This is a genomic window from Streptomyces chromofuscus (assembly GCF_015160875.1).
GTDB lineage: Bacteria > Actinomycetota > Actinomycetes > Streptomycetales > Streptomycetaceae > Streptomyces > Streptomyces chromofuscus.
The window spans coordinates 1,897,867-1,920,913 of sequence record NZ_CP063374.1; the positions used below are offsets into that span (position 1 = coordinate 1,897,867).

Here is a 23,047-nt window from a genome sequence, read left to right on the forward strand (position 1 = left end):
GGCGGATCACTCGGCGACGCCCACCACCAGCCAGACGAACGCCGCTCCTGCGAGGGTGCACAGCAGCGTCGGGCCGGCGGGGTGCCGGTGGTGGGCCTCGGGGAGGATCTCGGCGGCGGCCAGGTAGAGCAGTGCTCCGCCGAAGAGGCCGAGGTAGGCGCCGAGCGCCTGTTCCGGGACGGTGACCAACAGGGTGGAGGCGGCGCCCACGACGGGAGCCGCCGCGTCGCCGAACAGCATGGCGAGTGCGCGGCGGCGGTCGTTGCCGTACAGGGTCGTGATCGTGAAGGTGTTGAAGCCGTCCGCGAAGTCGTGGGCGACGACGGCCAGCGCGACCGCCAGGCCCATGCCGTCGCCGATCTGGAAGGCCGCGCCGATCGCCACCCCGTCCATGACGCTGTGCACGACCATCGCGGCGGCGGCCGTCAGGCCCACCTGGGGCGTGCGCCGGTGGTCGTCGGCGCCGTGCGCCGCGCGCCGCGCGCCGAGCAGGCGTTCCACCCCGTGGGCCAGCAGGAAGCCGACCACGAACAGGAGCAGCGCGGCCGGGACTCCGTGCACCTCGGTGCCGGCCGCCGCGAGCGCCTCCGGCAGCAGGTCGAGGCCGACCACGCCCAGCATCAGGCCGCCGGCCAGGCCCAGCACGAGGTGACGGCGGTCCGTCACGCGCTGTGCCGTCCAGCCACCCGCCAGCGTCATCAGGAACGCGCCCAGCGCGACGAAGACCGCCATGTGCCCTTGCTATCCGATCAGCCCGCGGTCGCGCACATCCGGCCGCACGCGCGTTGACAGCCGTACGCCACGCACGTTGACATCCCGTACGAGAGGACCCGAACCCATGGCCGAAGCCCTCACCGGCAAGGTGACCTTCGTCGGTGCCGGCCCCGGCGCCGCCGATCTGCTGACGTTCCGCGCCGCGCGAGCCATCGCCGAGGCCGACGTCGTGATCTGGGCCGCGAGCCTGGTCCAGGCGGAGGTCCTCGAACACGCCCGTGAGGGCGCCGAGATCCTCGACTCGGCGACGATGTCGCTGGAGGACGTCGTCGCCGTGTACGAGCGGGCCCGCGCCGAGGGCCTGAGGGTCGCCCGCATCCACTCCGGCGACCCGGCCCTGTGGGGCGGGACGCAGGAGCAGCTCGACCGGTGTGACGAGATCGGGATCGCGACGGAGGTCGTGCCCGGTGTCTCCTCGTTCTCGGCGGTCGCCGCGCTCGCCCGGCGGGAGCTGACGATTCCTGAGGTGGCCCAGTCCGTGGTGCTCACCCGGCTCGGCGGCGGCAAGACGCCGATGCCGCCCGGTGAGGAGGTGCGCGAGTTCGCCCGGCACGGCACGACCATGGCGGTCTTCCTGTCGGCGGCCCGCAGCGGGCAGTTGGTGCGGGAGCTGCTGGAGGGCGGCTATCCCACGACCACACCGGTCGTCGTCGCCCACCAGGCGACCTGGCCGGAGGAGCTCGTCGTGAAGTGCACCGTCGGAACGCTGGAGGAGACGGTGAAGGAGCACAAGCTCTGGAAGCACACCCTCTTCCTGGTCGGCCCGGCCCTCGACGCCCACGGCACCCGCTCGCACCTCTACCACCCGGGTCACTTCCACGGCTACCGCAGGGCCGACCCCGAGGCCCGCCGGGCCCTGCGCGAGCGCGGTGCGAGCACGTGATCACGGTCGTCGGTGCGGGGACGGGGGCGCCGCTGCCGGACGACGTGGCCGCCGGCGCGGAACTCGTCGTCGGCGGGCGGCGCCATCTGGAGGCGGTGCGGGTGCCCGAGACGGCCGAGCGGCTCGTACTCGGGCCGCTGGCGCCCGCCCTGGACACCATCGGGGAGTACGTCGCGAAGGACCGGCCGGTCGTGGTGCTGGCGTCGGGCGATCCCGGGTTCTTCGGGATCGTGCGGGCGCTCGCCGAGCGGTTCGGGCCGCAGCGGCTCCGGGTCCGCGCGGGTGTGTCGTCCGTGGCCGCCGCGTTCGCGCGCGTCGGGCTGCCCTGGGACGACGCGGTGGTCGTCAGCGCGCACGGGCGTGCGCTGCGGACAGCGGTGAACGTGTGCCGGGCGCACCCGAAGGTCGCCGTGCTGACCGGGCCCGGCGCCGGTCCGGCGGAGCTGGGGGCGGCGCTGCGGCACAGCGCGCGCGTTCTCGTGGTCGCCTCCGCGCTGGGCGACCCGGCGCGGGAGCGGGTGGAGCGGGTGACGCCCGCGGAGGCCGCGGTCCGGGACTGGGGCTCGGCGGTGAGTGTCGTGCTGTGCCTCGACGAGCGGCGGGCCCTCGGCGCCGTGCGGACCGTCGCGGGCCCTGCCGGGGTGCCCGCCGGATGGGCGCTCGACGAGGCCGAGTTCACGCACCGGGACTCGATGATCACCAAGTTCGAGGTCCGGGCGCTGGCCCTGGCCCGGCTCGGGCCGCGACCGGGGGATCTGGTGTGGGACGTCGGGGCGGGCTCCGGCTCGGTGGCCGTCGAGTGCGCGCGGCTGGGCGCCGCCGTCGTCGCCGTGGAGAAGGCGGCGGACGGCGTGGAGCGCGTCCGCGCCAACGCCGGTGCGCACGGCGTCGACGTGCGGGTGGTGCACGGTGCGGCGCCGTCCGCGCTGGCCGGGCTGGACGATCCCGACGCGGTGTTCGTCGGGGGCGGGGGGCGTGACCTGCCCGCCGTCGTCACCGCGTGCGCGCGGCGGGCGCGGCGGACGGTGGTCGTCGCCCTGGCCGCGCTGGACCGGGTGCCGGGGGTGCGCGAGGCCCTCACCGGGGCCGGGTTCACGTGCGACGGCGTGCTGTTGCAGTCGTCGCGGCTCGCGCCGCTGCCGGGCGAGGTGAGCCGGCTGGCGGCCACCAACCCAGTTTTCCTGCTGTGGGGCGTCCGGCCTCCGGCACGTACCGAAGGAGGTGCTCAGTGATCGGCCTCATCTCCGCCACGGCGGCGGGAGCGGCGGCGCGGGACCGGCTGGCCGCGGCGTGGCCGGACCGGACGCGGGTGTACGAGGGTGCGGTGGCGGACGCCGTGCGGGCCGCGTTCGCCGAGTGCGAGCAGCTCGTGTGCTTCCTGGCCACGGGAGCCGTGGTGCGGCTGGTCGCTCCGCTGCTGGGCGACAAGGCGTCCGACCCCGGCGTGGTGTGCGTCGACGAGGGCGGCCGGTTCGCGGTGTCCCTGGTGGGCGGGCACGGCGGCGGCGCCAACGAACTCGCCCGTGAGGTGGGCGCGTTGCTGGGCGCCGAGCCGGTGGTGACCACGGCGACGGACTCCGTCGGGCTGGCGGGCCTGGACACGCTGGGCCTGCCGGTGGAGGGCGACGTGGCCGCGGTGTCCCGGGCGCTGCTGGACGGCGAACCGGTCGCGCTGCGGGCCGAGTCGGCGTGGCCGCTGCCCGCGCTGCCGGTCGCGGCGGACGGCTCGTACACCGTCCGCGTCACCGACCGGGCCGTGGAGCCCGCGGCGCGCGAGGTCGTCCTGCGTCCGCCGACGCTCGTCGTCGGAGTCGGCGCGTCCAGGGGCGCCCCCGCCGACGAGGTGCTCGCGCTGATCGAGGGCGCCCTGCGGGAGGCGGGCCTGTCGGCGCGCAACATCGCCCACCTCGCCACCGTCGACGCCAAGGCCGGGGAGGCCGGGATCGTGGCCGCCGCCGAACGCCTCGGCGTCCCGCTGGTGACCCACCCCTCCGAGCGGCTGGCGGCCGTGGAGGTCCCCAACCCCTCCGACGCCCCCCTCGCCGCCGTCGGCACCCCGTCCGTCGCGGAGGCGTCGGCACTCGTCGGCGGTGGCGAACTCCTCGTGCCCAAACGGAAGTCCGCCATGGCGACCTGTGCCGTCGTACGGCGGCCCGCGCGCGGCCGGCTCGCGGTCGTCGGACTGGGGCCCGGGGCCCGCGATCTGCTCACCCCGCGTGCCGAGGCGGAGTTGCGCCGCGCGTCCGTGCTGGTCGGACTCGACCAGTACGTCGACCAGATCCGCGATCTGCTGCGCCCCGGCACCCGGGTGTTGGAGTCCGGGCTGGGGGCCGAGGAGGAACGGGCCCGCACCGCGGTCGAGGAGGCGCGCAAGGGCCGTGCGGTCGCGCTGATCGGCAGTGGCGACGCGGGCGTCTACGCGATGGCCTCACCGGCGCTGGCGGAGGCGGGCGACGACATCGACGTCGTGGGCGTGCCCGGAGTCACCGCCGCGCTCGCGGCCGGCGCGATCCTCGGGGCGCCGCTCGGGCACGACCACGTGTCGATCAGCCTGTCCGACCTGCACACGCCGTGGGAGGTCATCGAACGGCGGGTGCGGGCCGCCGCCGAGGCGGACATCGTCGTGACGTTCTACAACCCGCGCAGCCGGGGCCGTGACTGGCAGCTGCCCAAGGCGCTGGCGGTCCTCGCCGGGCACCGCGCGCCGACGACGCCCGTCGGCGTCGTGCGCAACGCGTCCCGGCCGGACGAGTCCAGCCGGCTGACGACCCTGGCCGAACTCGACCCGGCGACGGTCGACATGATGACGGTCGTGACCGTGGGCAACACGGCCACCCGCGCGATCGCGGGGCGCATGGTGACGCCGCGCGGCTACCGCTGGCAGGAGCAGGAGGAGGCCCGGTGAACCGTGTGGTGCATCCCATCGAGCAGGAGTCCTTCCGGCGGCTGCGCGCCCGCCTGGACACCTCCCGCTTCCCGGCGCTGACCCGGGCCGTGGTCGAGCGGGTGATCCACTCCGCGGCCGACCTCGACTACGCGAGCGACCTGGTCCTGCGTGAGCAGGACCTGGAACCGGCCCACCGGGCGCTGCACTCCGGCACGCCCGTCGTCGTGGACGTCGAGATGGTCGCCGCCGGCATCACCCGCCGCGACACGGTCTGCCGGCTGAGGGACGCCCGGCCCGGGCCGGGTCTGACGCGTTCGGCGCACGCCGTGCGGCTGGCGTACGAGGACGTCGGTCCCGGCGCGATCTGGGTGATCGGCTGTGCCCCGACCGCGCTGGAGGAGCTGCTGACCCTGGACGCCGACCCCGCGCTGGTGATCGGGCTGCCCGTCGGTTTCGTCGGTGCGGCCGAGTCCAAGGCGGCCCTGCGGGAGAGCGGACTGCCCGCCGTGAGCAACGTGTCCGAGAAGGGCGGTTCGGCGGTCGCCGCGGCCGCGCTCAACGCCCTGCTGTACCACCCCACTTCGTACGAGGAGAACCCGTGACCACCCCGCCGCCCGCCCTGCTCATCGCCGGCCACGGCACCCGGGACGACGCCGGAGCCGAGGCGTTCCGCGCCTTCGTACGGGAGCTGGGGCGCCGCCACCCCGACCTGCCCGTCGCGGGCGGCTTCATCGAGTTGTCCCCGCCGCCGCTGGGCGAGGCCGTCGCCGAGCTGGTCGAGCGGGGCGTGCGCCGCTTCGCCGCCGTGCCGCTGATGCTGGTGTCCGCCGGACACGCCAAGGGCGACATCCCGGCCGCGCTGGCCCGCGAGAAGGAACGGCACCCCGGGATCTCGTACGCCTACGGCCGTCCGCTGGGCCCGCACCCGGCGCTGTTGTCCGTGCTGGAGCGGCGGCTGGACGAGGCGCTCGGCACCGGGGGGCGCACGCCCGGGGACCGTTCCGACGTGACCGTGCTGCTGGTCGGGCGCGGCTCCACCGACCCCGACGCCAACGCCGAGGTGCACAAGGCCGCCCGGCTGCTGTGGGAGGGGCGCGGGTTCGCCGGGGTGGAGACGGCGTTCGTGTCGCTGGCGGCGCCGGACGTGCCGAGCGGGCTGGACCGCTGTGTGCGGCTGGGCGCGCGGCGGATCGTCGTGCTGCCCTACTTCCTGTTCACCGGCATCCTGCCGGACCGGGTGCGGATGCAGACCGAGGGCTGGGCGGCCGCTCACCCCGAGGTCGAGGTGCGTTCGGCGGAGGTCATCGGCCCGGAGCCGGAACTGCTCGATCTGGTGATGGAGCGGTACGAGGAGGCGGTGCGGGGCGATCTGCGGATGAACTGCGACTCGTGCGTGTACCGCGTCGCGCTGCCCGGCTTCGAGGACAAGGTGGGCCTGCCGCAGCAGCCGCACCACCACCCCGACGACGACGGCCACCACCACGGGCACCACCACGGCGCGCACACCCATGCCCACTGACGCGCACGACCTGCGGCACCACGGCGACGCCGAGGTCCGCGACGACGGTGCGGCACTCGTCGACCTGGCCGTGAACGTCCGTGCGGACACTCCCCCGGCCTGGCTGCGGGAGGTGATCGCCGACTCGCTGGGCGGGCTCGCCGCGTATCCGGACGGGCGGCGCGCGCGGGCGGCGGTGGCGGCACGGCACGGAGTCGGCGTGGAGCGGGTGCTGCTGACGGCGGGGGCCGCCGAGGCGTTCGTGCTGCTGGCGCGGTCGTTGAAGGTACGTCACCCCGTGGTGGTGCACCCGCAGTTCACCGAGCCGGAGGCGGCGCTGCGCGACGCGGGGCACTCCGTCGACCGGGTGCTGCTGCGCGAGGAGGACGGTTTCCGGCTGGATGCGGCGGCCGTACCGGAGGACGCCGACCTGGTGGTGATCGGCAATCCGACGAACCCGACGTCGGTGCTGCACCCGGCGGCCGCCGTCGCCCGACTGGCCCGGCCGGGCCGGACGCTGGTCGTGGACGAGGCGTTCATGGACGCCGTGCCGGGTGAGCGGGAGGCGCTGGCCGGACGGACGGACGTCCCCGGGCTGGTCGTGCTGCGCAGCCTGACCAAGACGTGGGGCCTGGCCGGGCTGCGCGTCGGCTACGTCCTCGCCGCGCCGGAGACCGTGGCGGACCTCGAACGCGCCCAGCCGCTGTGGCCCGTGTCCACGCCCGCGCTGGCCGCCACCGAGGCGTGCGTCGGGCCGCGGGCGCTGGCGGAGGCGGCGCACGCCGCGCACCGCGTCGCCGCCGACCGGGCCCACCTGGTAGCGGGCCTGTCGCGGATCACCGGGCTGCGGGTCGTGGAACCGGCCGAGGGTCCGTTCGTCCTCGTACGGCTGCCCCGGGCCGCCGACGTGCGCCGACGGCTGCGCGACCTGGGGTTCGCGGTGCGGCGCGGGGACACCTTCCCGGGGCTGGGTGGGGAGTGGCTGCGACTGGCGGTGCGGGACCGGGCGACGGCCGACTCGTTCCTGCGGGCGCTGGAACGGGCGGTGGCGTCGGCGGACGGCTGATCCGCCGGCGGGTGCGGCGAGGGCGGCCGGGAGCCGCCGGTCCATGGCGCGCGGGCCCATGTCGTCGTCCGGCGTCGACACGGGCCACCGGGTGGCGCCTTCGCGCGCCTGCCCTCAGCCCCGGTTGCGGCGGGCCACGGCGACCGCTCCCCCGCCGGCCACGAGCAGCGCCAGGGCGCCGCCCACGACGTACGGCGTCATGGCGTTCCCGCCGGTCTTCGCGAGGCCGGCCTGTGCGGGAGCGCCCTGGGGCCGCACGTCGGTGACGGGGTCGGTGCCCGTGCCGGCGCTCGGGGCGGGGGACTCGGCGGCCGGCCCGGTCGGCGCCGGGGGTGCCTCGCAGGTCGCCTTCGCCAGGGTCACCGTGCCCCGCACCTCGGCGACGTTCAGCTTCAACGGGTCGACGGACACGGTCAGTTCGAGGGCGGTGGCGGCGGCCGTGCGGGTGGTCGTCTCCCGCTTCGACAGGTCCAGGCGCACCTCGCCCACGCCCGGCACCGTCACGTTCGTCGTCCCGCCGGCGGTGAGCGTGACCTTCTTGCCGAGCACGGTGGCGCCGGCCACGCTCGACTCGGCGACGGGCGCTTCGCCCGCGGCACAGGTCGCGGTCGACGTGACGGCCCCGACCTCGATGAGCGACAGCAGTGGCAGTCCGGGCACGTGCAGCCGGGCGTTGGCCAGCCGGGTGCTGCCCTCCGCCTTCTCGGGCGTCACGGTCGCCTTCGCCTGCGCCACGTCGGCGCGCAGCACGCTGAACGGCTTTCCGCCGTCCACGCCTTCCAGTTGTGCGGTGAGCACGGTCTTCTCGGCGTTGCCGGGTGCCGACACCTCGTTGAGGGTGACGGCGAGCGGGACGTTGACGGTCTTGTTGAGCAGGGAGACGTCCAGCCCGGTGCGCAGGACGAGCGCGCTCGCGCGCCCCTGGTCGGGGGTCGCGTGCGCGGAGCCCGCGCCGGCCAGGGCCGCGGGACCGGCGGCGAGGACGGCGGCGGCCGCGAGCGCGACCGGACGACGTGCGGGCATACGGGAGTTGGTGCCGTTCACGGTGGTGGGACCCCCCAGAAGAGTGACGCTTGGGACCCAGAAAGAATTACGCACTGAGAGTGAACGGGAAGCGATCCTGCGTCACTTCACCCCATCGGGGGGTTTCTGTGAACGAGTTCGATTTCCCGGCACAGATGTCCCCCCCGACCGTCGCTCGTTCAACGACCCCGGCCCGCACGCCGGCCCTCCGACGGGCGACGGGCCACGAGCGCTCCTATGCTGAGGTAAAGGGCCTTGCGGCCCAGGTCGCGGGCCTCTCCTCGTCGTGCTGGGAGCAGTCCATGAGGCGATCGTGCCGACGACTGCGCAGGGGGGCCGTCACCGCGGCGGCGGTGGGGGCACTCGTGGTGCCCCTCGCGGGCGGACCCGCCCTCGGGGCGCCCGACTCCGCACCGGCCGTCGCCGGACAACCCTCGCCCTCCCCGTCGCCCTCGGACGGTTTCCGCGCGCTGACCCCCGAGGTGAAACAGCAGGTCGACCGGGCCGTGCAGCAGGTCATGCGCGACGCGGACATCCCCGGCGTGACCGTGGGCATCTGGACCCCCGACAAGGGCAGCCACGTACGGTCGTTCGGCGTCGCCGACAAGGAGACCGGCCGGCCGATGTCGCCCAACCTGTACATGCGGATCGGCAGCGAGACCAAGACCTTCACCGTGACGGCCCTGCTGAAGCTGGTCGACGAGGGCAAGGTCGGCCTCGACGACACCATCGGCGAGTACGTCGACGGCGTGCCCAACGGTGACGAGATCACCCTGCGCCAGCTGGCCGGGATGCGCAGCGGGCTCTTCAACTACTCCGAGGACCCGGACTTCTTCAAGGCGCTGACGTCCGATCCCGAGCGGCCGTTCACCCCGCAACAGCTGCTCGACTACGCCTTCGAGCACCCGGTGCTGTTCCAGCCGGGCGAGGAGTTCTCCTACTCCAACACCAACCTGATCCTGCTCGGACTGGTCGTCGAACAGGTCGGGGGCCGGCCGCTGCAGGACTACATCCGGGACAACGTGCTGCGGCCGGCCGGCATGGACCGCACGGTCTTCCCGACCGACGCGGCGTTCCCGCGCCCGCACGCCCAGGGCTACACGAACCAGACCGCGGACGGGAAGGTCGCCGACAGCACCGACTGGAACCCCTCCTGGGGCTGGGCGGCCGGCGCGATGATCTCCACGCTGGAGGACCTGCGCGTCTGGGCGCCGACCGTCGCCACCGGCGTCCTGCCCGACGGCGAGACCCTGATCAGCCCCGACACGCAGAAGCAGCGGCTCGACACCCCGCCCACCTCGATCCCGGGCACCGGGTACGGACTGGGCGTCTTCGACGTCCAGGGCTGGATCGGGCACAACGGCTCCCTGCCGGGCTACGAGTCCCTGACCATCTACCTGCCGTCGGCCCGGGCCACCCTGGTGGTGCTGCTGAACACGGACATCGGCAAGGACAACGAGGAGCCCAGCACGCTCCTGGGCGACGCGATCACGAGGATCGTCAGCCCGCGGAACGTGTTCGACCTGCCGGCGCAGCCCGCCGCTCGATGACCGCTCGGCGCGGCCGTCTCAGCCGACGACGCGCCCGTTCAGCACCACCGCCCGCGGCGCCGCGAGTGCCCGTACGTCCGCCCGTGGGTCGTTCCCGTACACCACCAGGTCGGCCGGTGCGCCCTCGTCGAGGCCGGGGCGCCCCAGCCACGTGCGGGCCGCCCAGGTCGCCGCCGACAGGGCCTCGAGCGGCGGGATGCCGGCGGTGACCAGTTCCGCCACCTCGGCCGCCGCCAGACCGTGCGCCAGCGAGCCGCCCGCGTCCGTGCCGACGTACACCGCGATCCCCGCGTCGTGGGCGTTGCGGACGGTGTCGTAGCGGCGTTCGTGGAGCCGGCGCATATGGGCCGACCAGCGGGGGAACCTGGCCTCGCCGCCGGCGGCCAGCTGCGGGAAGGTGGCGATGTTCACCAGGGTCGGGACGATCGCGACGCCGCGCGCGGCGAAGAGGGGGATCAGGTCGTCCGTGAGGCCGGTGGCGTGCTCGACGCAGTCGATGCCCGCCTCGACCAGGTCCCTCAGGGAGTCCTCGGCGAAGCAGTGCGCGGTCACGCGGGCGCCCAGGCGGTGGGCCTCGGCGATCGCCGCCTCGACCGCGTCCCTGGGCCAGCAGGCCGACAGATCGCCGAGGTCCCGGTCGATCCAGTCGCCGACCAGCTTGACCCAGCCGTCGCCGCGGCGGGCCTCCCGGGCGACGTGGGCGACCAGCTCCTCCGGCTCGATCTCGTGGGCGTAGTTGCGGATGTAGCGGCGGGTGCGGGCGATGTGGCGTCCGGCACGGATGATCTTCGGCAGGTCCTCGCGGTCGTCGACCCAGCGGGTGTCCGAGGGCGAGCCCGCGTCGCGGATCAGCAGGGTGCCGGCGTCGCGGTCGGTGAGGGCCTGTTTCTCCGCGACGTCCCGTGGGACCGCGCCGTGCGCGTCGAGGCCCACGTGGCAGTGCGCGTCGACCAGGCCGGGGAGGGCCCAGCCGTGGAGGGTCTGCACGTCGTGGGCGCCCACGGGGCGGTCGTGGGAGATCCGTCCGTCGATCAGCCACAGTTCGTCGCGGACGTCCTCGGGGCCCACGAGGACGCGGCCCTTCACGTGCAGCACTTCGCTCATGTACCGCACCCTAACGCCGCCCGCCGGACCGGTTTCCGGGTACGGGGCGTACGAGGCCGCCCGCGCCCACGTCGCGTGAGCCGCACCGTGTCACGGCCCCGCGCCGCTCAACCGGCGTTGTTCTCCTCCACGTCCGCCATGGCCGGATCGAGGAGCCGGGACAGGAAGTGGCGCGTGCGCTCGTGCCGCGGGTTGGCGATCACCTGCTCGGGCGTGCCGTCCTCGACGATCACGCCCCCGTCCATGAAGACGACGCGGTCGGCCACCTCGCGCGCGAACGTCATCTCGTGGGTGACGACCATCATCGTCATGCCCTCCTGGGCGAGCATGCGCATGACGGCCAGGACGTCCCCGACCAGCTCCGGGTCGAGGGCGGAGGTCGGCTCGTCGAACAGCATGACCTCCGGGCCCATCGCCAGGGCGCGGGCGATGGCGACGCGCTGCTGCTGACCGCCGGAGAGTGACGAGGGGTACGCGTTCGCCTTCTCGGCGAGGCCCACCCGCCGCAGGTTCTCCGCGGCCACCTGCGCGGCCCGCGCCTTGTCCCGCCGCAGCACGCGGCGCTGCGGCAGCGTGAGGTTCTCGGTCACCGTGAGGTGCGGGAAGAGGTTGAAATGCTGGAAGACCATGCCGATGCGGCGGCGTACGGCGTCGATGTCGACGTCGGGGTCGGTGACCTCGGTGCCGCCGACGAGGACCTGCCCCTTGGTCGGCTCCTCCAGCAGGTTCACGCAGCGCAGCAGCGTCGACTTGCCGGAGCCGGAGGGGCCGATGACGCAGACGACCTCGCCCTGGCCGATCTCCAGGTCGATGCCGCGCAGGACGTGGTTGTCGCCGAAGGACTTGTGCAGGTCGCGGATCTGGATCTCGGGTCGGCTCATTTCACGGCCTCCTGGGCCTTCGCCTCCATGCGGCGTACGACGAAGCCGAGCGGGACCGTCACCAGCAGGTAGCACAGGCCGGCGACCAGGATCGGCGTGGAGTTGGCGGTCTGGCTGGCCAGGTCACGGCCGAACTTGGACAGCTCCCGCTCCGCCAGGGTGACACCGAGGAAGAGCACCAGCGAGGAGTCCTTGAACAGCAGGACGAGTTCGTTGGTGAGCGGCGGCAGGATGATCCGGAAGGCCTGCGGGAGGATGATCGAGACCATCGCGCGGGCCGGTGAGAAGCCCAGCGAACGGGCGGCCTCCATCTGCCCCTTGGGCACCGCCTGGATGCCCGCGCGGAACGTCTCCGCCATGTACGCCGCCGCCACGAGGCCGAGCGCGAGGGCGACCTTGCCGTAGGTGCCGCCGGGGATCTCCACGCCCGGGAAGGCGAGCGGCACGGCCACGCCGATGAAGATGAAGATCAGCAGGGCGGGCAGGCCGCGGAAGATCTCGATGTAGACGCCCGCGACCCAGCGGTAGGGGCCGACGGACGACAGCCGCATCAGCGCGAGGACCATGCCGAGCACCAGGCCGACGGCGAAGCCGGAGACGGTGTAGAGCACCGTGTTCTTCAGCGCCAGCGTGATGACGTCGGGGAACATCTGCCGGGCGATGTCGCCCTGGGCGAACTGGTTGGCCAGCCGGTCCCAGTCGGCGCCGACCGCGAGTGCGATCAGGGCGCCGACGAAGACGACGTACTGGGCCCCCCGGGACAGGCTGCGCTTCTGGCGCCGCGTCAGCCCCTTCTTCCGGGGCTGGACCCCGGCCTTGGAGGCGTCGGTCATGAGGCGGTGGGCGACGGGGAGGCGGCGGACTCCTCGTACGGGCCGATCCACTGCTCGTACAGCTTCTTGTAGGTGCCGTCGGCCTTGGCGTCGGCGAGCGCCTTGTTGACGGCCGCGAGGAGCTCGCTGTTGCCCTTCTTCACCGTGATGCCGTACTGCTCACCGGTGTTGACCTGCTCGGCGACCTGGAACGCGGCCGCGTTGGCCTTGTCCTTCAGCCAGCCCTGCACGACCGGGTAGTCGATGACGACGGCCTCGACCTGGCCGGTGCGCAGGCCGTTGAGCACGGCGTCGGAGGACTCGAAGGAGACCGGGTCGAGGCCCTGGCTCTTGGCGTAGTCCTCGCCGGTGGTCTGCGCCTGGGCGCCGACCTTCTTGCCCTTGAGGCCGTCGAACGACGTGATGCCGCTGTTCTTGTCGACCAGCACGGCCTGGGTGGCCTCGAAGTACGGGTCGGAGAAGTCGACGTTCTTCTTGCGCTCCTCGGTGATGGTCATGCCGGCGGCGGCCAGGTCGCACTCGCCGGAGTTGAGGAACGCGCCGGTCTTGAAGTTCTCGAACGGCGTGTCGAGGATCTGCTGTTTGACCCCGAGGTCCTCGGCGACCAGGTCGACGAGGGCGACGTCGAAGCCCTGCACCTTGCCGTCGATCTCCGACTGGAAGGGCGGGTAGGGCAGGTGGGTGCAGGTGGTGAGCTGACCGGCCTTGACGAGTTCGACCCCGCCGGCGGCGGTCTTCGCAGCGCTGCCGCCGTCGCCGTCCGACGAGCAGCCGGCGACCAGCACCAGCCCGGCCGTCGCGGTGGTGGCGGCCAGTATGCGGGCCCGGCGCCCGAGGACCGTGTTCACGGGGAACCTCCTGTGAGGGAACTTTGGGATCCGATTATAAGGAGACCTTTGGGGTGCTCAAAACAAACCCATGGCCATGGAGGGGGTGCGGCCTGAGAAGTCGCCGGTGATCGTGGGCGACCGCGCGGAGTTAGGCTCGACGGCGTCGATCCCGTGACCGAAGAGAGCACCGCCGTGACCCACCCCTTCCTGGACCTGCCCCCGCTGAGCGCCGCGCACTTCGCCTCGATCGAGGACCGGGTGGCCCGGCTGCTGGACACCCGGCAGGACGTCGTGATCATGCAGGGCGAGGCGCTGCTGCCACTGGAGGGCGCGATCCGCGCCACGGCGGGTCCGGGAACGGTGGCGCTGAACGTGATCACGGGTCCGTACGGGCAGACCTTCGGCGACTGGCTGCGGGACTGCGGGGCCACGGTGCACGACCTCGCGGTGCCGTTCCACACCGCGGTCACGGCGGCGCAGATCCGGCAGGCCTTCGCCGAGCACCCGGGGATCGACTTCGTGTCGCTGGTGCACGCGGAGGCGGCGACCGGCAACACCAACCCGGTCGCGGAGATCGGTGCGGCGGTACGGGAGCAGGGTGCGCTGTTCTACCTCGACGCCGTCGCCTCCGTGGGCGCCGAGCCGGTGCTGCCCGACGCGTGGGGCGTGGACCTGTGCGTGATCGGGGCGCAGAAGGCGATGGGCGGGCCCGCCGGGGTGTCGGCGGTGTCGGTGAGCGAGCGGGCGTGGGCCCGGATGGCGGCGAACCCGCGGGCGCCGCGCCGCTCGTACCTGTCGCTGCTGGACTGGAAGGAGCGCTGGGTCGACGCCGGCCGCAAGGCGCTGCTGCACGCGCCCGCCCAGTTGGAGATGCTGGCCCTCGAGGCGTGCGTCGAGCGCATCGAGGCGGAGGGGCTGCGGACGGTGATGTCCCGCCACGCGTCCGCGGCGGCGGCGACCCGCGCGGGGGCGCTCGCGCTGGGCGGGGGCCTGGAGCCGTACGTCCACGAGGCCTCGGAGGCGGCGCCGGTGGCGACGACCCTGCGGGCCCCGGCCGGCGTCGTGGCCTCCGAGCTGGTCGCCCGTGCCCTGGCCACCGATCCCGCGCTGCCGCTGGCCGCGGGCGGTGGGGCGTTGGCCGGGGAGATGATCCGCGTCAACCACTACGGCCCTGACGCGACGCCGGGCGCGGTCCAGGCGAGCCTGGCGGCGCTGGGGGCGGCCCTGTCGGAGAAGGGGCTGACGGTGGACCTGGAAGCGGGACGCGGGGCGGCGGAGCGGGCCTGGCGCTGAGGGCTTCGCGGGGGGCGGGGGGGGCTCTGCAGGGTGCGGGTCGTTCTGCGGGTGCGGGTCGTCGGTGGTCGGTCGCACAGTTCCCCGCGCCCCCGAGGACACGGGCGCGGGCCGCTTTTCGGGTGCGGGTCGTCGGTGGCCGGTCGCGCAGTTCCCCGCGCCCCCGAGGACACGGGCGCGGCCGCTTTTCGGGTGCCGGCCGTCCGTGGTCTGTCGCGCAGTTCCCCGCGCCCCGAGGACACGGGCGCGGCCGCTTTTCGGGTGCCGGCCGTCCGTGGTCTGTCGCGCAGTTCCCCGCGCCCCCGAGGACACGGGCGCGGACCGCATTTCGGGTGCCGGCCGTCCGTGGCCGGTCGCACAGTTCCCCGCGCCCCCGAGGACACGGGCGCGGACCGCATTTCGGGTGCCGGCCGTCCGAGGCCGGTCGCACAGTTCCCCGCGCCCCCGAGGACACGGGCGCGGGCCGTCCGTTGTCGGGCGTGCCGTTTCCCGCGTTCCTGAGGGGGGCGGGCGGTGTTGTCGGTGGGCGCTGGCATGCTCGGCGTATGACTTCGCATCCTTCCGACAGTCGTCCGGTGCTTCCCGACGGGCGTGAAGTGCCGTACATGACCGGCGACGAGCGGGCCATGCTGGAGAGCTGGCTCGACTTCCACCGCTCCACGCTGGAGTTGAAGTGCCGCGGGCTGGACGACGTCCAGGTGCGCCTCGCCTCGGCCGAACCGTCGTCGCTCACCCTGCTCGGGCTCGTGCAGCACCTTGCGGAGGTCGAGCGGAACTGGTTCCAGCGGGTGTTCGCCGGCCTCGACGTGCCGCCGGTGCACGAGGACGAGACCGGCTACGCCCTGCACCCGGACCGCGGCCTGGACGAGGCGCTCACGATCTGGCACCGGGAGATCGCGCGTGGCCGGGAGATCTGCGCCGGGCGGTCGCTGGACGACACCGGACGCCTCGTCGACGGCCCGGTGGCCGGCATGGAGGTGAGTCTGCGCTGGGTGCTCATCCATCTGATCGAGGAGTACGCCCGGCACAACGGTCACGCCGACATCCTCCGCGAGCGTATCGACGGTGTGACCGGAACCTGAATTCCACGCGATAAGCGGGCATTCTCCGGCCCCCAATTTCCATAACGTTATCCGATGCGGCTATCCCGTCTTCTTCTGCCCGGTTTTCTTCGCCCTAAACGCAAAGGTTTCGCGAACGCCGAGTGGTGCGTTCCGGGTGGATCTCGTGAGGGTTACACGGCTGTGACGCGTTACACATCACGGCCGTTTCGCCTCCTTTGACCTGCAGGAAACGGTGCATATCACCCAACTCTCACGCGAACGCCCGCGCCCGCGCGATAACACACGGCGCGGCCCCACAGAAGACCTCGCGGCCATGCATTTTCAATTCGCGATCGGTAAATTGAATTCGCATGACTGCCGCTCAAGCAGACCTGCGCATAGACCGCCCGAAGGTGGCCGACGGAGCCGCTTTCTGGCGGATCGCCAAGGAATCGGGAACTCTCGACCTCAACTCCGCGTACAGCTATCTGCTCTGGTGCCGTGACTTCGCCGGCACGTCGGCCGTTGCACGGACGGCCGACGGCGAGGCCGTCGGGTTCGTCACCGGGTTTCTGCGGCCGGACCGCCCGGGGACCCTGCTCGTCTGGCAGGTGGCCGTCGACCCCGCGCACCGCGGACGCGGGCTGGCGGCACGCATGCTCGACGGGCTGACGGCCCGGCTCGCCGCCGAGCACGGACTGACCTCCGTCGAGACCACGATCACACCGGGCAACACCGCCTCCGAGCGGCTGTTCACCTCGTACGCCGCCCGCCACGGGGCCCGCGTCGAGCGAGAGGTGCTGTTCGGCACGGACCTGTTCCCGGACGGCCCCCACGACCCCGAGGTCCTCTACCGCATCGGCCCGCTGACCCACCCGCCCCGGACGACGGACTGACGCACACGGACTCCGGGTCCTCCAACGGGCCCCGGGCCCGCCACGCCTCCGCCCTGCTCTCGCCACGCCCCACATTGATCAGTCGCACAGAGGAGCGAATCCCCGTGACCATCACCCAGCCCGACCTCAGCGTCTTCGAAACCCTGGAGTCCGAGGTGCGCAGCTACTGCCGCGGCTGGCCCACCGTCTTCGACCGTGCGCGCGGCAGCCGGATGTACGACGAGGACGGCCACGAGTACCTCGACTTCTTCGCCGGCGCCGGCTCGCTCAACTACGGACACAACAACCCCGTGCTGAAACGGGCCCTGCTCGACTATCTGGAGCGGGACGGCGTCACCCACGGTCTCGACATGTCGACCACCGCCAAACGCGCCTTCCTGCAGACCTTCCAGGACCTGGTGCTGCGGCCGCGCGACCTGCCGTACAAGGTCATGTTCCCGGGACCGACGGGCACCAACGCCGTGGAGTCCGCGCTGAAGCTGGCGCGGAAGGTGAAGGGACGGGAGGCGATCGTGTCGTTCACCAACGCCTTCCACGGCATGTCCCTGGGGTCCCTCGCCGTGACCGGCAACGCCTTCAAGCGAGCCGGTGCCGGTATCCCGCTGGTGCACGGCACGCCGATGCCGTTCGACAACTACTTCGACGGCAAGGTCCCGGACTTCCTGTGGTTCGAGCGCCTGCTGGAAGACCAGGGTTCCGGCCTGAACAAGCCCGCCGCCGTGATCGTCGAGACGGTGCAGGGCGAGGGCGGCATCAACGTGGCCCGCCCCGAGTGGCTGCGCGCGCTGGCCGATCTGTGCGAGCGCCAGGACATGCTGCTGATCGTCGACGACATCCAGATGGGCTGCGGCCGTACCGGCGCCTTCTTCTCGTTCGAGGAGGCCGGTGTCGTCCCCGACATCGTGACGGTGTCGAAGTCCATCAGCGGGTACGGGCTGCCCATGTCGCTGTGCCTGTTCAAGCCCGAGCTGGACGTGTGGGAGCCGGGCGAGCACAACGGCACGTTCCGGGGCAACAACCCGGCGTTCGTCACCGCGACGGCCGCGCTGGAGACGTACTGGACGGACGGCTCGGCGATGGAGAAGCAGACCCGCAGCCGCGGTGAGCAGGTCGAGCAGGCACTGATCGCCATCACCGAGGAGAACCTGGCCGACGTGAAGGAGTACCGGGGCCGCGGCCTGGTCTGGGGCATGGAGTTCCACGACAAGGCGCGGGCCGAGCGGGTCGCCCGACGCGCCTTCGAACTGGGCCTGCTCATCGAGACGTCCGGCCCGGAGAGCGAGGTCGTCAAGCTGCTGCCCGCGCTGACCATCACCCCCGAGGAGCTGGACGAGGGCCTACGCGTCCTCGCCCGCGCGGTCCGGGAGACCTCCCCGCTCGTGACCGTCTGAGAGTCGTCACCTCACCACCCCACCCCGGCACCAGGACCCCGATACCCAGGAGGCATCGCACCACCGTGATCGTCCGTTCGTTCAAGGAACTCGAAGGCACCGACCGGCACGTGAAGGCCGCGTCCGGCACCTGGGAGAGCAAGCGCATCGTCCTCGCCAAGGAGAAGGTCGGCTTCTCCCTGCACGAGACCGTCCTCTACGCCGGCACCGAGACGTCGATGTGGTACGCCAACCACATCGAGGCCGTGGTGTGCGTCGAGGGCGAGGCCGAACTGACCGACCACGAGACCTCCCGGACGTACACCATCACGCCCGGGACCATGTACCTCCTCGACGGCCACGAGCGGCACACGCTCCGCGTCAAGGAGAACTTCCGCTGCGTCTGCGTGTTCAACCCGCCCGTGACCGGACGGGAGGACCACGACGAGAACGGCGTCTACCCCCTGCTCACCGAACCCGAGGAGGTGTGACCGACCATGACCACCACCACCGTCACCGATCTGTATCCCAGCCGCGGCACCACCGAGGTGACCACCCCCCGCCAGGACCCCGTCGTCTGGGGCGCGCCCGGCACGCCGGGCCCCGTCGACGTCGCCGGTCTCCAGGCGTACGAGCGTGACGGCTTCCTCGCCGTCGAGGAACTCATCGGCGAGGACGAGGTCGCCGTCTACCGGCAGGAGCTCGACCGGCTGGTGAACGACCCGGTGATCCGGGCCGACGAGCGGTCGGTCGTCGAACCGAAGTCCAAGGAGATCCGGTCCGTCTTCGAAGTGCACCGGATCAGCGAGGTGTTCGCCGCGCTCGTGCGCGACGAGCGGGTCGTCGGACGGGCACGGCAGATCCTCGGCTCGGACGTGTACGTCCACCAGTCGCGGATCAACGTCAAGCCCGGTTTCGGGGCGAGCGGCTTCTACTGGCACTCGGACTTCGAGACCTGGCACGCCGAGGACGGGCTGCCGAACATGCGGACGGTGTCCGTCTCGATCGCACTGACCGAGAACTACGACACCAACGGCGGTCTCATGATCATGCCGGGGTCGCACAAGACGTTCCTCGGGTGCGCGGGGGCCACGCCGAAGGACAACTACAAGAAGTCGCTGCAGATGCAGGACGCGGGCACGCCGTCGGACGAGGCGCTGACCGCGATGGCCTCGCAGTACGGCATCAAGCTGTTCACCGGCAAGGCCGGTTCGGCGACCTGGTTCGACTGCAACTGCATGCACGGGTCGGGCGACAACATCACGCCGTTCCCACGCAGCAACGTCTTCATCGTGTTCAACAGCGTGGAGAACGCGGCGGTCGAGCCGTTCGCGGCACCGGTGCGCCGGCCGTCGTTCGTCGGCGCGCGGGACTTCACGCCGGTGAGGTGAGCCGTCGCGCCTGAGCCGGAGCCGTCGGGCCCGGGCCCCTTCGCGGGGCCCGGGCTCCGCTCGTGCGGCGGGTCAGGCGGACAGCACGTCCAGGACGCGATCCACGTCGGCGGGCGTGTTGTACAGGTGGAACGACGCCCGCAGATTGCCCGCGCGGCTGGAGACCTGGACGTCCGCGCGCGCCAGCTCCTCCGCCCGGTGCCCGAGTCCCGGCACGGAGACGATCGCGGAGCCGGGCGCGGGGACGGCCTCGTGGCCCAGTTCGCCGAGACCCGCGCGGAAGCGGTCGGCGAGCGCGAGGTCATGGGCGTGCACGGCGTCCACGCCGAGTTCCTCGATCAGTTCGAGCGAGCGGCGCAGCCCGGCGTAGGTGAACAGGGCCGGGGTGAGGTCGAAGCGCCGTGCGGAGTGGGCGAGTTCGGTGACCGGGCCGTAGCAGCTGTCCATGGGGATCTCCCCGGCGACCCAGCCCGCCAGCACCGGCGTCAGTCCGCCGAAGTCCTCCGGCACGACGAAGAAGGCCGCCCCGTGCGGGCCGAGCAGCCACTTGTAGCAGGTGACGGTGGTGAAGTCGTACGCGTCGGCGTCCATCGGCAGCCAGCCGGCGGCCTGCGAGAAGTCGATGTAGGTACGGGCCCCGTGCTCCCGGGCCGCCTCGCGCAGCGCGGGTAGGTCGGCGACGCGGCCGTCGGCGGACTGGGCGGCGCTGACCGCGACCAGCGCGGTGCCCGGGCGGACGGCCTCGGCGATCCGCTCCAGCGGCACGGCCCGCACCTTGAGGTCGCCGCGCACGTGGAACGGGTTGAGGACGGAGGTGAAGTCGTCCTCGGCGGTGAGGACCTCGGCGCCCGCGGGCAGTGAGGCGGCGATCACGCCGGTGTGCGCGGCGACCGAGGCCCCCGCCGCCACCCGGCCGACCGGGACTCCGGCCAACCGGGCGAAGACCGCGCGAGCGGCTTCCACGTCGTCGAACAGCGGGTCCAGGGATCGGCCCTCGACCCGCAGCCGCACCGCCTCGTGCAACGCGGTCACGGTGCGGGCCGGCAGCAGCCCGTTGCTCGCGGTGTTCAGGTAGGTGTTCTGCGGGGCGAACTCGGCACGGACCAGACTCTCGAAGGTCTCCATGGCTCCACTCTGCGACCGGAGAGTCCCCAAGTCCATCGCGTATTTCTACGGGGAACCCCTAAGAGACGCTTATGCACGCCGTCCGACCAGCGCGTTCACTGCCGGGGCGGCACCGCGCACCCGTCGGGGCCGCACGCGTCCGCGCCGCCGTCCTCGATCAGCGTCAGCGGCGACCGCTCGCCCCAGGCCTGCGTCAGCGCCCGCTCGAACACCTCCGCGGGCTGGGCTCCCGACACCCCGTACTTCCGGTCGAGCACGAAGAACGGCACCCCGGTCGCCCCGAGCTGCGCGGCCTCCCGCTCATCGGCGCGGACCTCGTCGGCGTAGGCCCGCGGGTCGGCGAGCACCCCGCGCACCTCGGCCTCGTCGAGCCCGGCGCCGACGGCGATCTCCACGAGCCGCTCGTCGTCGTTGAAGACGGACCGCTCCTCGGCGAAGTTCGCCCGGTACAGCCGCTGGATCAGCTCGTCCTGCCGCCCGTGCTCCTTGGCGAGGTGGAGCAGGCGGTGCATGTCGAAGGTGTTGCCGTGGTCGCGGTCCCGCGTGCGGTACTCCAGCCCCTCGGCCGCGGCCTGCGCGCCCAGGTTGTCCTCGCCCGCCCGCGCCTGCGCCTCGCTCATGCCGTACTTCTTCGCGAGCATCGTCAGCACGGGCTGCACGTCGTCCTTGGCCCGTCCGGGGTCCAGCTCGAAGGACCGGTGCACCACCTCGACCTGGTCGCGCTGCGGGAAGGCCGCGAGCGCCCTCTCGAAGCGGGCCTTGCCCACATAGCACCAGGGGCAGGCGATGTCGCTCCAGATCTCGACGCGCAGGGTCACAGCTCTCTCCAGGTCGTACGGCGGCGGAGGCCCTCTCCGCCGGTACGTGAACGTTCAAGAGCTCCCGTTCATTCCCGAGGGCGCCTCGGCCGGCCCGCGCGCTCAGCTGCCGTCGCGCAGCTCACGCGGCCAGAAGGGCCGGAACTCGATCGTAGGTCACCACACACCCCTCCCCCGTCGGCGACTGCGTCATGAACCCGACCAGGGCGGCGCCCGTCTCCGTCTCCCCGCCCAGCGTGAACAGCCGGACGAAGGTCCACCGCTCGCCGTCCCGGGAGGCGTGGAAGGCGAACGCGCGGCCGGTGCGGCTGACCCGCAGCCAGACGGAACTGCCCTCCACGGTGAAGGAGTTGGCGTCGTCGGAGTGGCCGCGGGTGACCACCGTGCAGACGGTCGGCACGTCCGGAGAGTACTCCAGGCAGAGCTTGGCCCACTCCCGCGCGCCGACGTGGACGTAGAGCACCCCGGCGTCGAAGGCCGCGTTGAAGCCGACCGTCACCCGGGCGATCAGCTGGAAGTCCCCTTCGGGCGCCCCCAGCAGCCGGGGCGCGTCGGCGGCGGGCTCCAGCGCCTCCCCGGTGGGCGGCACGAACCGGTCCTGCCGCGCCCCGGCCCATCCGGTGAGCACACCGTCCTCAAAGGCCCAGTTGCCGTCGGGCCCGTAACTGCGCAGGGGGAAGGACACCTCGGGAAGTTCCATGTCCATGGCCAGGTCTTCTCAGAGCCCGGGCGTCCCCTACTGAACCAGCTCGATGTGGGGGTGGGACGGGTCGGCCGGGCAGACATGGAGCTGAAGGTCGTAGCCGCCGACGATGTCGATCAGGGTGAAGTTGCCGTCCCGGGCGCCCAGGGGAGGCGGGGCCGGGGCCGTCCCTTCCTCCTCGGCGATCCAGGTCACGCCGACGGAGTCCCATTCCGACGAGGCGATGGTGAGCAGCGGGACCGCCTCCGTCCCGCACTCGGGGCAGGAGCGGTCGACGGGGTCGGTCAGGCCCCAGCGGGTCCAGCCGCCGGTCTTCCAGCCGGGGGCGTGGCAGAGGTTGGTGAAGTAGAGCTCCTGCGGATCTTCCGCGTACGAGCTGTACAGCACGGGGTCGACCGACTCCCAGCGGCTCATGTCGTCCACCTGGTCGCGCAGTTCCTTGCCCAGCTCCATGGGGTTGGGGAAATCGGTGACCTGCTCCGGTGAGAGCAGGCACGGCTCCGGGAGGTAGTGGCCGAGCTGGATGACCGGCGGCTCGGGCGGTGCGTCGAGGACATCGGTGACGGTGGCGGAGGAGCGCCACAAGAGGGCGGTCCGGGGGTGCGCCATCGCGTGGTCGAAGGGGCACCACAGGACCTGGAGGAGATCCGCGTCGGGCGGGCAGGGGAAGGGCACGTCGCGGGCGTACAGCTGGGCGACGGGAAGCAGGGGGATCGGGCCGTCGAACCACGGGCGGCCCGCGCCGATCCGCTCCAGCGTCTCCCGTTCCTCGGGGGTCCACCGGGGTGCCTCGGGGTCGAGGTGCAGCCGCTCGGCCGACGCGGCGCAGACACGCCGGTGGAGCCGGATGTCGTCCGGTGAGTGGACCACCGGCGCCACGCGCCTGTCGTGCGGCTCGTCGCAGTACGGCCACGGCTCGTCGGCGGGCCACAGCAGCGGCCCGCCGACGGAGCTGTCGGAGACGGTCGGCGACCCGGGACGCGGATGCAGCCGGGTCGCCGTGCGTGCCAGCGGGGCCAGTTGAGGGAAGAGCGCGGTCACGTCGACCGGCCTCGGTGGGGTGGTGAAACTCATTCGGG

22 protein-coding genes and 1 pseudogene are annotated in these 23,047 nt (G+C 72.8%); 13 read left to right on the forward strand and 10 right to left on the reverse strand.

Annotated elements, in window-relative coordinates; translation table 11 throughout:
- Nucleotides 1-6 precede the first annotated feature (6 nt).
- Complete coding sequence (locus IPT68_RS08555) at nucleotides 7-732, reverse strand: ZIP family metal transporter (RefSeq protein WP_189698777.1); 726 nt, start codon at nucleotides 730-732, stop codon at nucleotides 7-9.
- Between the two features lie 106 nt (nucleotides 733-838).
- Between IPT68_RS08555 and cobM the strand changes: the two genes are divergently transcribed.
- From cobM to cobC, 6 genes are read left to right on the forward strand one after another with little or no spacing between them, the layout of a single operon-like run.
- Complete coding sequence (gene cobM, locus IPT68_RS08560) at nucleotides 839-1,657, forward strand: precorrin-4 C(11)-methyltransferase (RefSeq protein WP_189698778.1); 819 nt, start codon at nucleotides 839-841, stop codon at nucleotides 1,655-1,657.
- Entirely contained in the window at nucleotides 1,654-2,889 is a 1,236-nt protein-coding gene (gene cbiE, locus IPT68_RS08565; RefSeq protein ID WP_189698779.1) for a precorrin-6y C5,15-methyltransferase (decarboxylating) subunit CbiE, read from the forward strand. The genes cobM and cbiE overlap by 4 nt, the downstream gene beginning before the upstream one ends.
- Nucleotides 2,886-4,562, forward strand: a complete 1,677-nt coding sequence (gene cobJ / locus IPT68_RS08570; protein WP_189698780.1) for a precorrin-3B C(17)-methyltransferase — start codon at nucleotides 2,886-2,888, stop codon at nucleotides 4,560-4,562. The genes cbiE and cobJ overlap by 4 nt, the downstream gene beginning before the upstream one ends.
- Nucleotides 4,559-5,146: a precorrin-8X methylmutase gene (locus tag IPT68_RS08575; protein ID WP_189698781.1), complete on the forward strand. Its 588-nt coding sequence runs from the start codon at nucleotides 4,559-4,561 to the stop codon at nucleotides 5,144-5,146. Before cobJ ends, IPT68_RS08575 begins: the two co-directional genes overlap by 4 nt.
- Nucleotides 5,143-6,063: a sirohydrochlorin chelatase gene (locus IPT68_RS08580; protein ID WP_189698782.1), complete on the forward strand. Its 921-nt coding sequence runs from the start codon at nucleotides 5,143-5,145 to the stop codon at nucleotides 6,061-6,063. The genes IPT68_RS08575 and IPT68_RS08580 overlap by 4 nt, the downstream gene beginning before the upstream one ends.
- Nucleotides 6,053-7,108 carry an Rv2231c family pyridoxal phosphate-dependent protein CobC gene (gene cobC, locus IPT68_RS08585; RefSeq protein ID WP_189698783.1) on the forward strand — a complete coding sequence of 352 codons (1,056 nt, stop codon included), beginning with the start codon at nucleotides 6,053-6,055 and terminating at the stop codon, nucleotides 7,106-7,108. Before IPT68_RS08580 ends, cobC begins: the two co-directional genes overlap by 11 nt.
- Before the next feature lie 114 nt (nucleotides 7,109-7,222).
- Here cobC and IPT68_RS08590 read toward each other — a convergent pair whose 3' ends face one another.
- A complete protein-coding gene (locus IPT68_RS08590; RefSeq protein WP_189698784.1) occupies nucleotides 7,223-8,152 on the reverse strand; it encodes an SCO1860 family LAETG-anchored protein in 930 nt (309 codons plus the stop codon).
- Nucleotides 8,153-8,433: 281 nt separating this feature from the next.
- On the opposite strand from IPT68_RS08590, the gene IPT68_RS08595 reads away from it, so the two are divergent.
- Nucleotides 8,434-9,681, forward strand: coding sequence for a serine hydrolase domain-containing protein (locus IPT68_RS08595; protein WP_189698785.1), 1,248 nt, complete (start codon nucleotides 8,434-8,436; stop codon nucleotides 9,679-9,681).
- An 18-nt stretch (nucleotides 9,682-9,699) separates the two neighbouring features.
- Here the strand turns inward: IPT68_RS08595 and IPT68_RS08600 are convergent, their stop codons facing one another.
- The 4 genes from IPT68_RS08600 to IPT68_RS08615 all read right to left on the reverse strand — a co-directional run bounded on the left by IPT68_RS08600 (nucleotide 9,700) and on the right by IPT68_RS08615 (nucleotide 13,347).
- Complete coding sequence (locus IPT68_RS08600; protein WP_189698786.1) at nucleotides 9,700-10,785, reverse strand: amidohydrolase family protein; 1,086 nt, start codon at nucleotides 10,783-10,785, stop codon at nucleotides 9,700-9,702.
- A gap of 107 nt (nucleotides 10,786-10,892) precedes the next feature.
- On the reverse strand, nucleotides 10,893-11,666 hold the full coding sequence (locus IPT68_RS08605) for an amino acid ABC transporter ATP-binding protein (protein ID WP_189698787.1): 774 nt from the start codon (nucleotides 11,664-11,666) through the stop codon (nucleotides 10,893-10,895).
- A complete protein-coding gene (locus IPT68_RS08610; protein ID WP_189698788.1) occupies nucleotides 11,663-12,499 on the reverse strand; it encodes an amino acid ABC transporter permease in 837 nt (278 codons plus the stop codon). Before IPT68_RS08610 ends, IPT68_RS08605 begins: the two co-directional genes overlap by 4 nt.
- Nucleotides 12,496-13,347 carry a transporter substrate-binding domain-containing protein gene (locus tag IPT68_RS08615; protein WP_189698789.1) on the reverse strand — a complete coding sequence of 284 codons (852 nt, stop codon included), beginning with the start codon at nucleotides 13,345-13,347 and terminating at the stop codon, nucleotides 12,496-12,498. Before IPT68_RS08615 ends, IPT68_RS08610 begins: the two co-directional genes overlap by 4 nt.
- A gap of 174 nt (nucleotides 13,348-13,521) precedes the next feature.
- Between IPT68_RS08615 and IPT68_RS08620 the strand changes: the two genes are divergently transcribed.
- From IPT68_RS08620 to thpD, 6 genes are all read left to right on the forward strand, one after another.
- Nucleotides 13,522-14,622 carry a pyridoxal-phosphate-dependent aminotransferase family protein gene (locus tag IPT68_RS08620; protein ID WP_189698974.1) on the forward strand — a complete coding sequence of 367 codons (1,101 nt, stop codon included), beginning with the start codon at nucleotides 13,522-13,524 and terminating at the stop codon, nucleotides 14,620-14,622.
- A 545-nt stretch (nucleotides 14,623-15,167) separates the two neighbouring features.
- A complete protein-coding gene (locus IPT68_RS08625; RefSeq protein ID WP_189698790.1) occupies nucleotides 15,168-15,704 on the forward strand; it encodes a DinB family protein in 537 nt (178 codons plus the stop codon).
- A gap of 332 nt (nucleotides 15,705-16,036) precedes the next feature.
- Nucleotides 16,037-16,561 carry a diaminobutyrate acetyltransferase gene (ectA, locus tag IPT68_RS08630; protein ID WP_189698791.1) on the forward strand — a complete coding sequence of 175 codons (525 nt, stop codon included), beginning with the start codon at nucleotides 16,037-16,039 and terminating at the stop codon, nucleotides 16,559-16,561.
- A 104-nt stretch (nucleotides 16,562-16,665) separates the two neighbouring features.
- Nucleotides 16,666-17,952 (forward strand): diaminobutyrate--2-oxoglutarate transaminase, encoded by a 1,287-nt coding sequence (gene ectB / locus IPT68_RS08635; RefSeq protein ID WP_189698792.1) that lies wholly within the window; start codon nucleotides 16,666-16,668, stop codon nucleotides 17,950-17,952.
- Nucleotides 17,953-18,017: 65 nt separating this feature from the next.
- On the forward strand, nucleotides 18,018-18,422 hold the full coding sequence (locus IPT68_RS08640; RefSeq protein WP_189698793.1) for an ectoine synthase: 405 nt from the start codon (nucleotides 18,018-18,020) through the stop codon (nucleotides 18,420-18,422).
- Between the two features lie 6 nt (nucleotides 18,423-18,428).
- Nucleotides 18,429-19,322 carry an ectoine hydroxylase gene (thpD, locus tag IPT68_RS08645; protein WP_189698794.1) on the forward strand — a complete coding sequence of 298 codons (894 nt, stop codon included), beginning with the start codon at nucleotides 18,429-18,431 and terminating at the stop codon, nucleotides 19,320-19,322.
- Nucleotides 19,323-19,394: 72 nt separating this feature from the next.
- Here the strand turns inward: thpD and IPT68_RS08650 are convergent, their stop codons facing one another.
- From IPT68_RS08650 to IPT68_RS08665, 4 genes and pseudogenes are all read right to left on the reverse strand, one after another.
- Nucleotides 19,395-20,447, reverse strand: coding sequence for an aminotransferase class V-fold PLP-dependent enzyme (locus IPT68_RS08650; RefSeq protein ID WP_189698795.1), 1,053 nt, complete (start codon nucleotides 20,445-20,447; stop codon nucleotides 19,395-19,397).
- 95 nt (nucleotides 20,448-20,542) lie between these two features.
- Nucleotides 20,543-21,259: a DsbA family oxidoreductase gene (locus IPT68_RS08655; RefSeq protein ID WP_189698975.1), complete on the reverse strand. Its 717-nt coding sequence runs from the start codon at nucleotides 21,257-21,259 to the stop codon at nucleotides 20,543-20,545.
- Nucleotides 21,260-21,367: 108 nt separating this feature from the next.
- Nucleotides 21,368-21,971 (reverse strand): annotated as a pseudogene (locus tag IPT68_RS08660) (DUF1349 domain-containing protein).
- A 30-nt stretch (nucleotides 21,972-22,001) separates the two neighbouring features.
- Nucleotides 22,002-23,042, reverse strand: a complete 1,041-nt coding sequence (locus IPT68_RS08665) for a hypothetical protein (RefSeq protein ID WP_189698796.1) — start codon at nucleotides 23,040-23,042, stop codon at nucleotides 22,002-22,004.
- Nucleotides 23,043-23,047: the final 5 nt, after the last annotated feature.

Bases quoted from the DNA above. Each gene is read 5' to 3' on its own strand.
- IPT68_RS08555 (WP_189698777.1), bottom strand. From the start codon at position 732: ATGGCGGTCTTCGTCGCGCTGGGCGCGTTCCTGATGACGCTGGCGGGT.
- cobM (WP_189698778.1), top strand. From the start codon at position 839: ATGGCCGAAGCCCTCACCGGCAAGGTGACCTTCGTCGGTGCCGGCCCC.
- cobC (WP_189698783.1), top strand. From the start codon at position 6,053: ATGCCCACTGACGCGCACGACCTGCGGCACCACGGCGACGCCGAGGTC.
- IPT68_RS08595 (WP_189698785.1), top strand. From the start codon at position 8,434: ATGAGGCGATCGTGCCGACGACTGCGCAGGGGGGCCGTCACCGCGGCG.
- IPT68_RS08600 (WP_189698786.1), bottom strand. From the start codon at position 10,785: ATGAGCGAAGTGCTGCACGTGAAGGGCCGCGTCCTCGTGGGCCCCGAG.
- IPT68_RS08605 (WP_189698787.1), bottom strand. From the start codon at position 11,666: ATGAGCCGACCCGAGATCCAGATCCGCGACCTGCACAAGTCCTTCGGC.
- IPT68_RS08610 (WP_189698788.1), bottom strand. From the start codon at position 12,499: ATGACCGACGCCTCCAAGGCCGGGGTCCAGCCCCGGAAGAAGGGGCTG.
- IPT68_RS08625 (WP_189698790.1), top strand. From the start codon at position 15,168: ATGACTTCGCATCCTTCCGACAGTCGTCCGGTGCTTCCCGACGGGCGT.
- ectA (WP_189698791.1), top strand. From the start codon at position 16,037: ATGACTGCCGCTCAAGCAGACCTGCGCATAGACCGCCCGAAGGTGGCC.
- thpD (WP_189698794.1), top strand. From the start codon at position 18,429: ATGACCACCACCACCGTCACCGATCTGTATCCCAGCCGCGGCACCACC.
- IPT68_RS08650 (WP_189698795.1), bottom strand. From the start codon at position 20,447: ATGGAGACCTTCGAGAGTCTGGTCCGTGCCGAGTTCGCCCCGCAGAAC.
- IPT68_RS08665 (WP_189698796.1), bottom strand. From the start codon at position 23,042: ATGAGTTTCACCACCCCACCGAGGCCGGTCGACGTGACCGCGCTCTTC.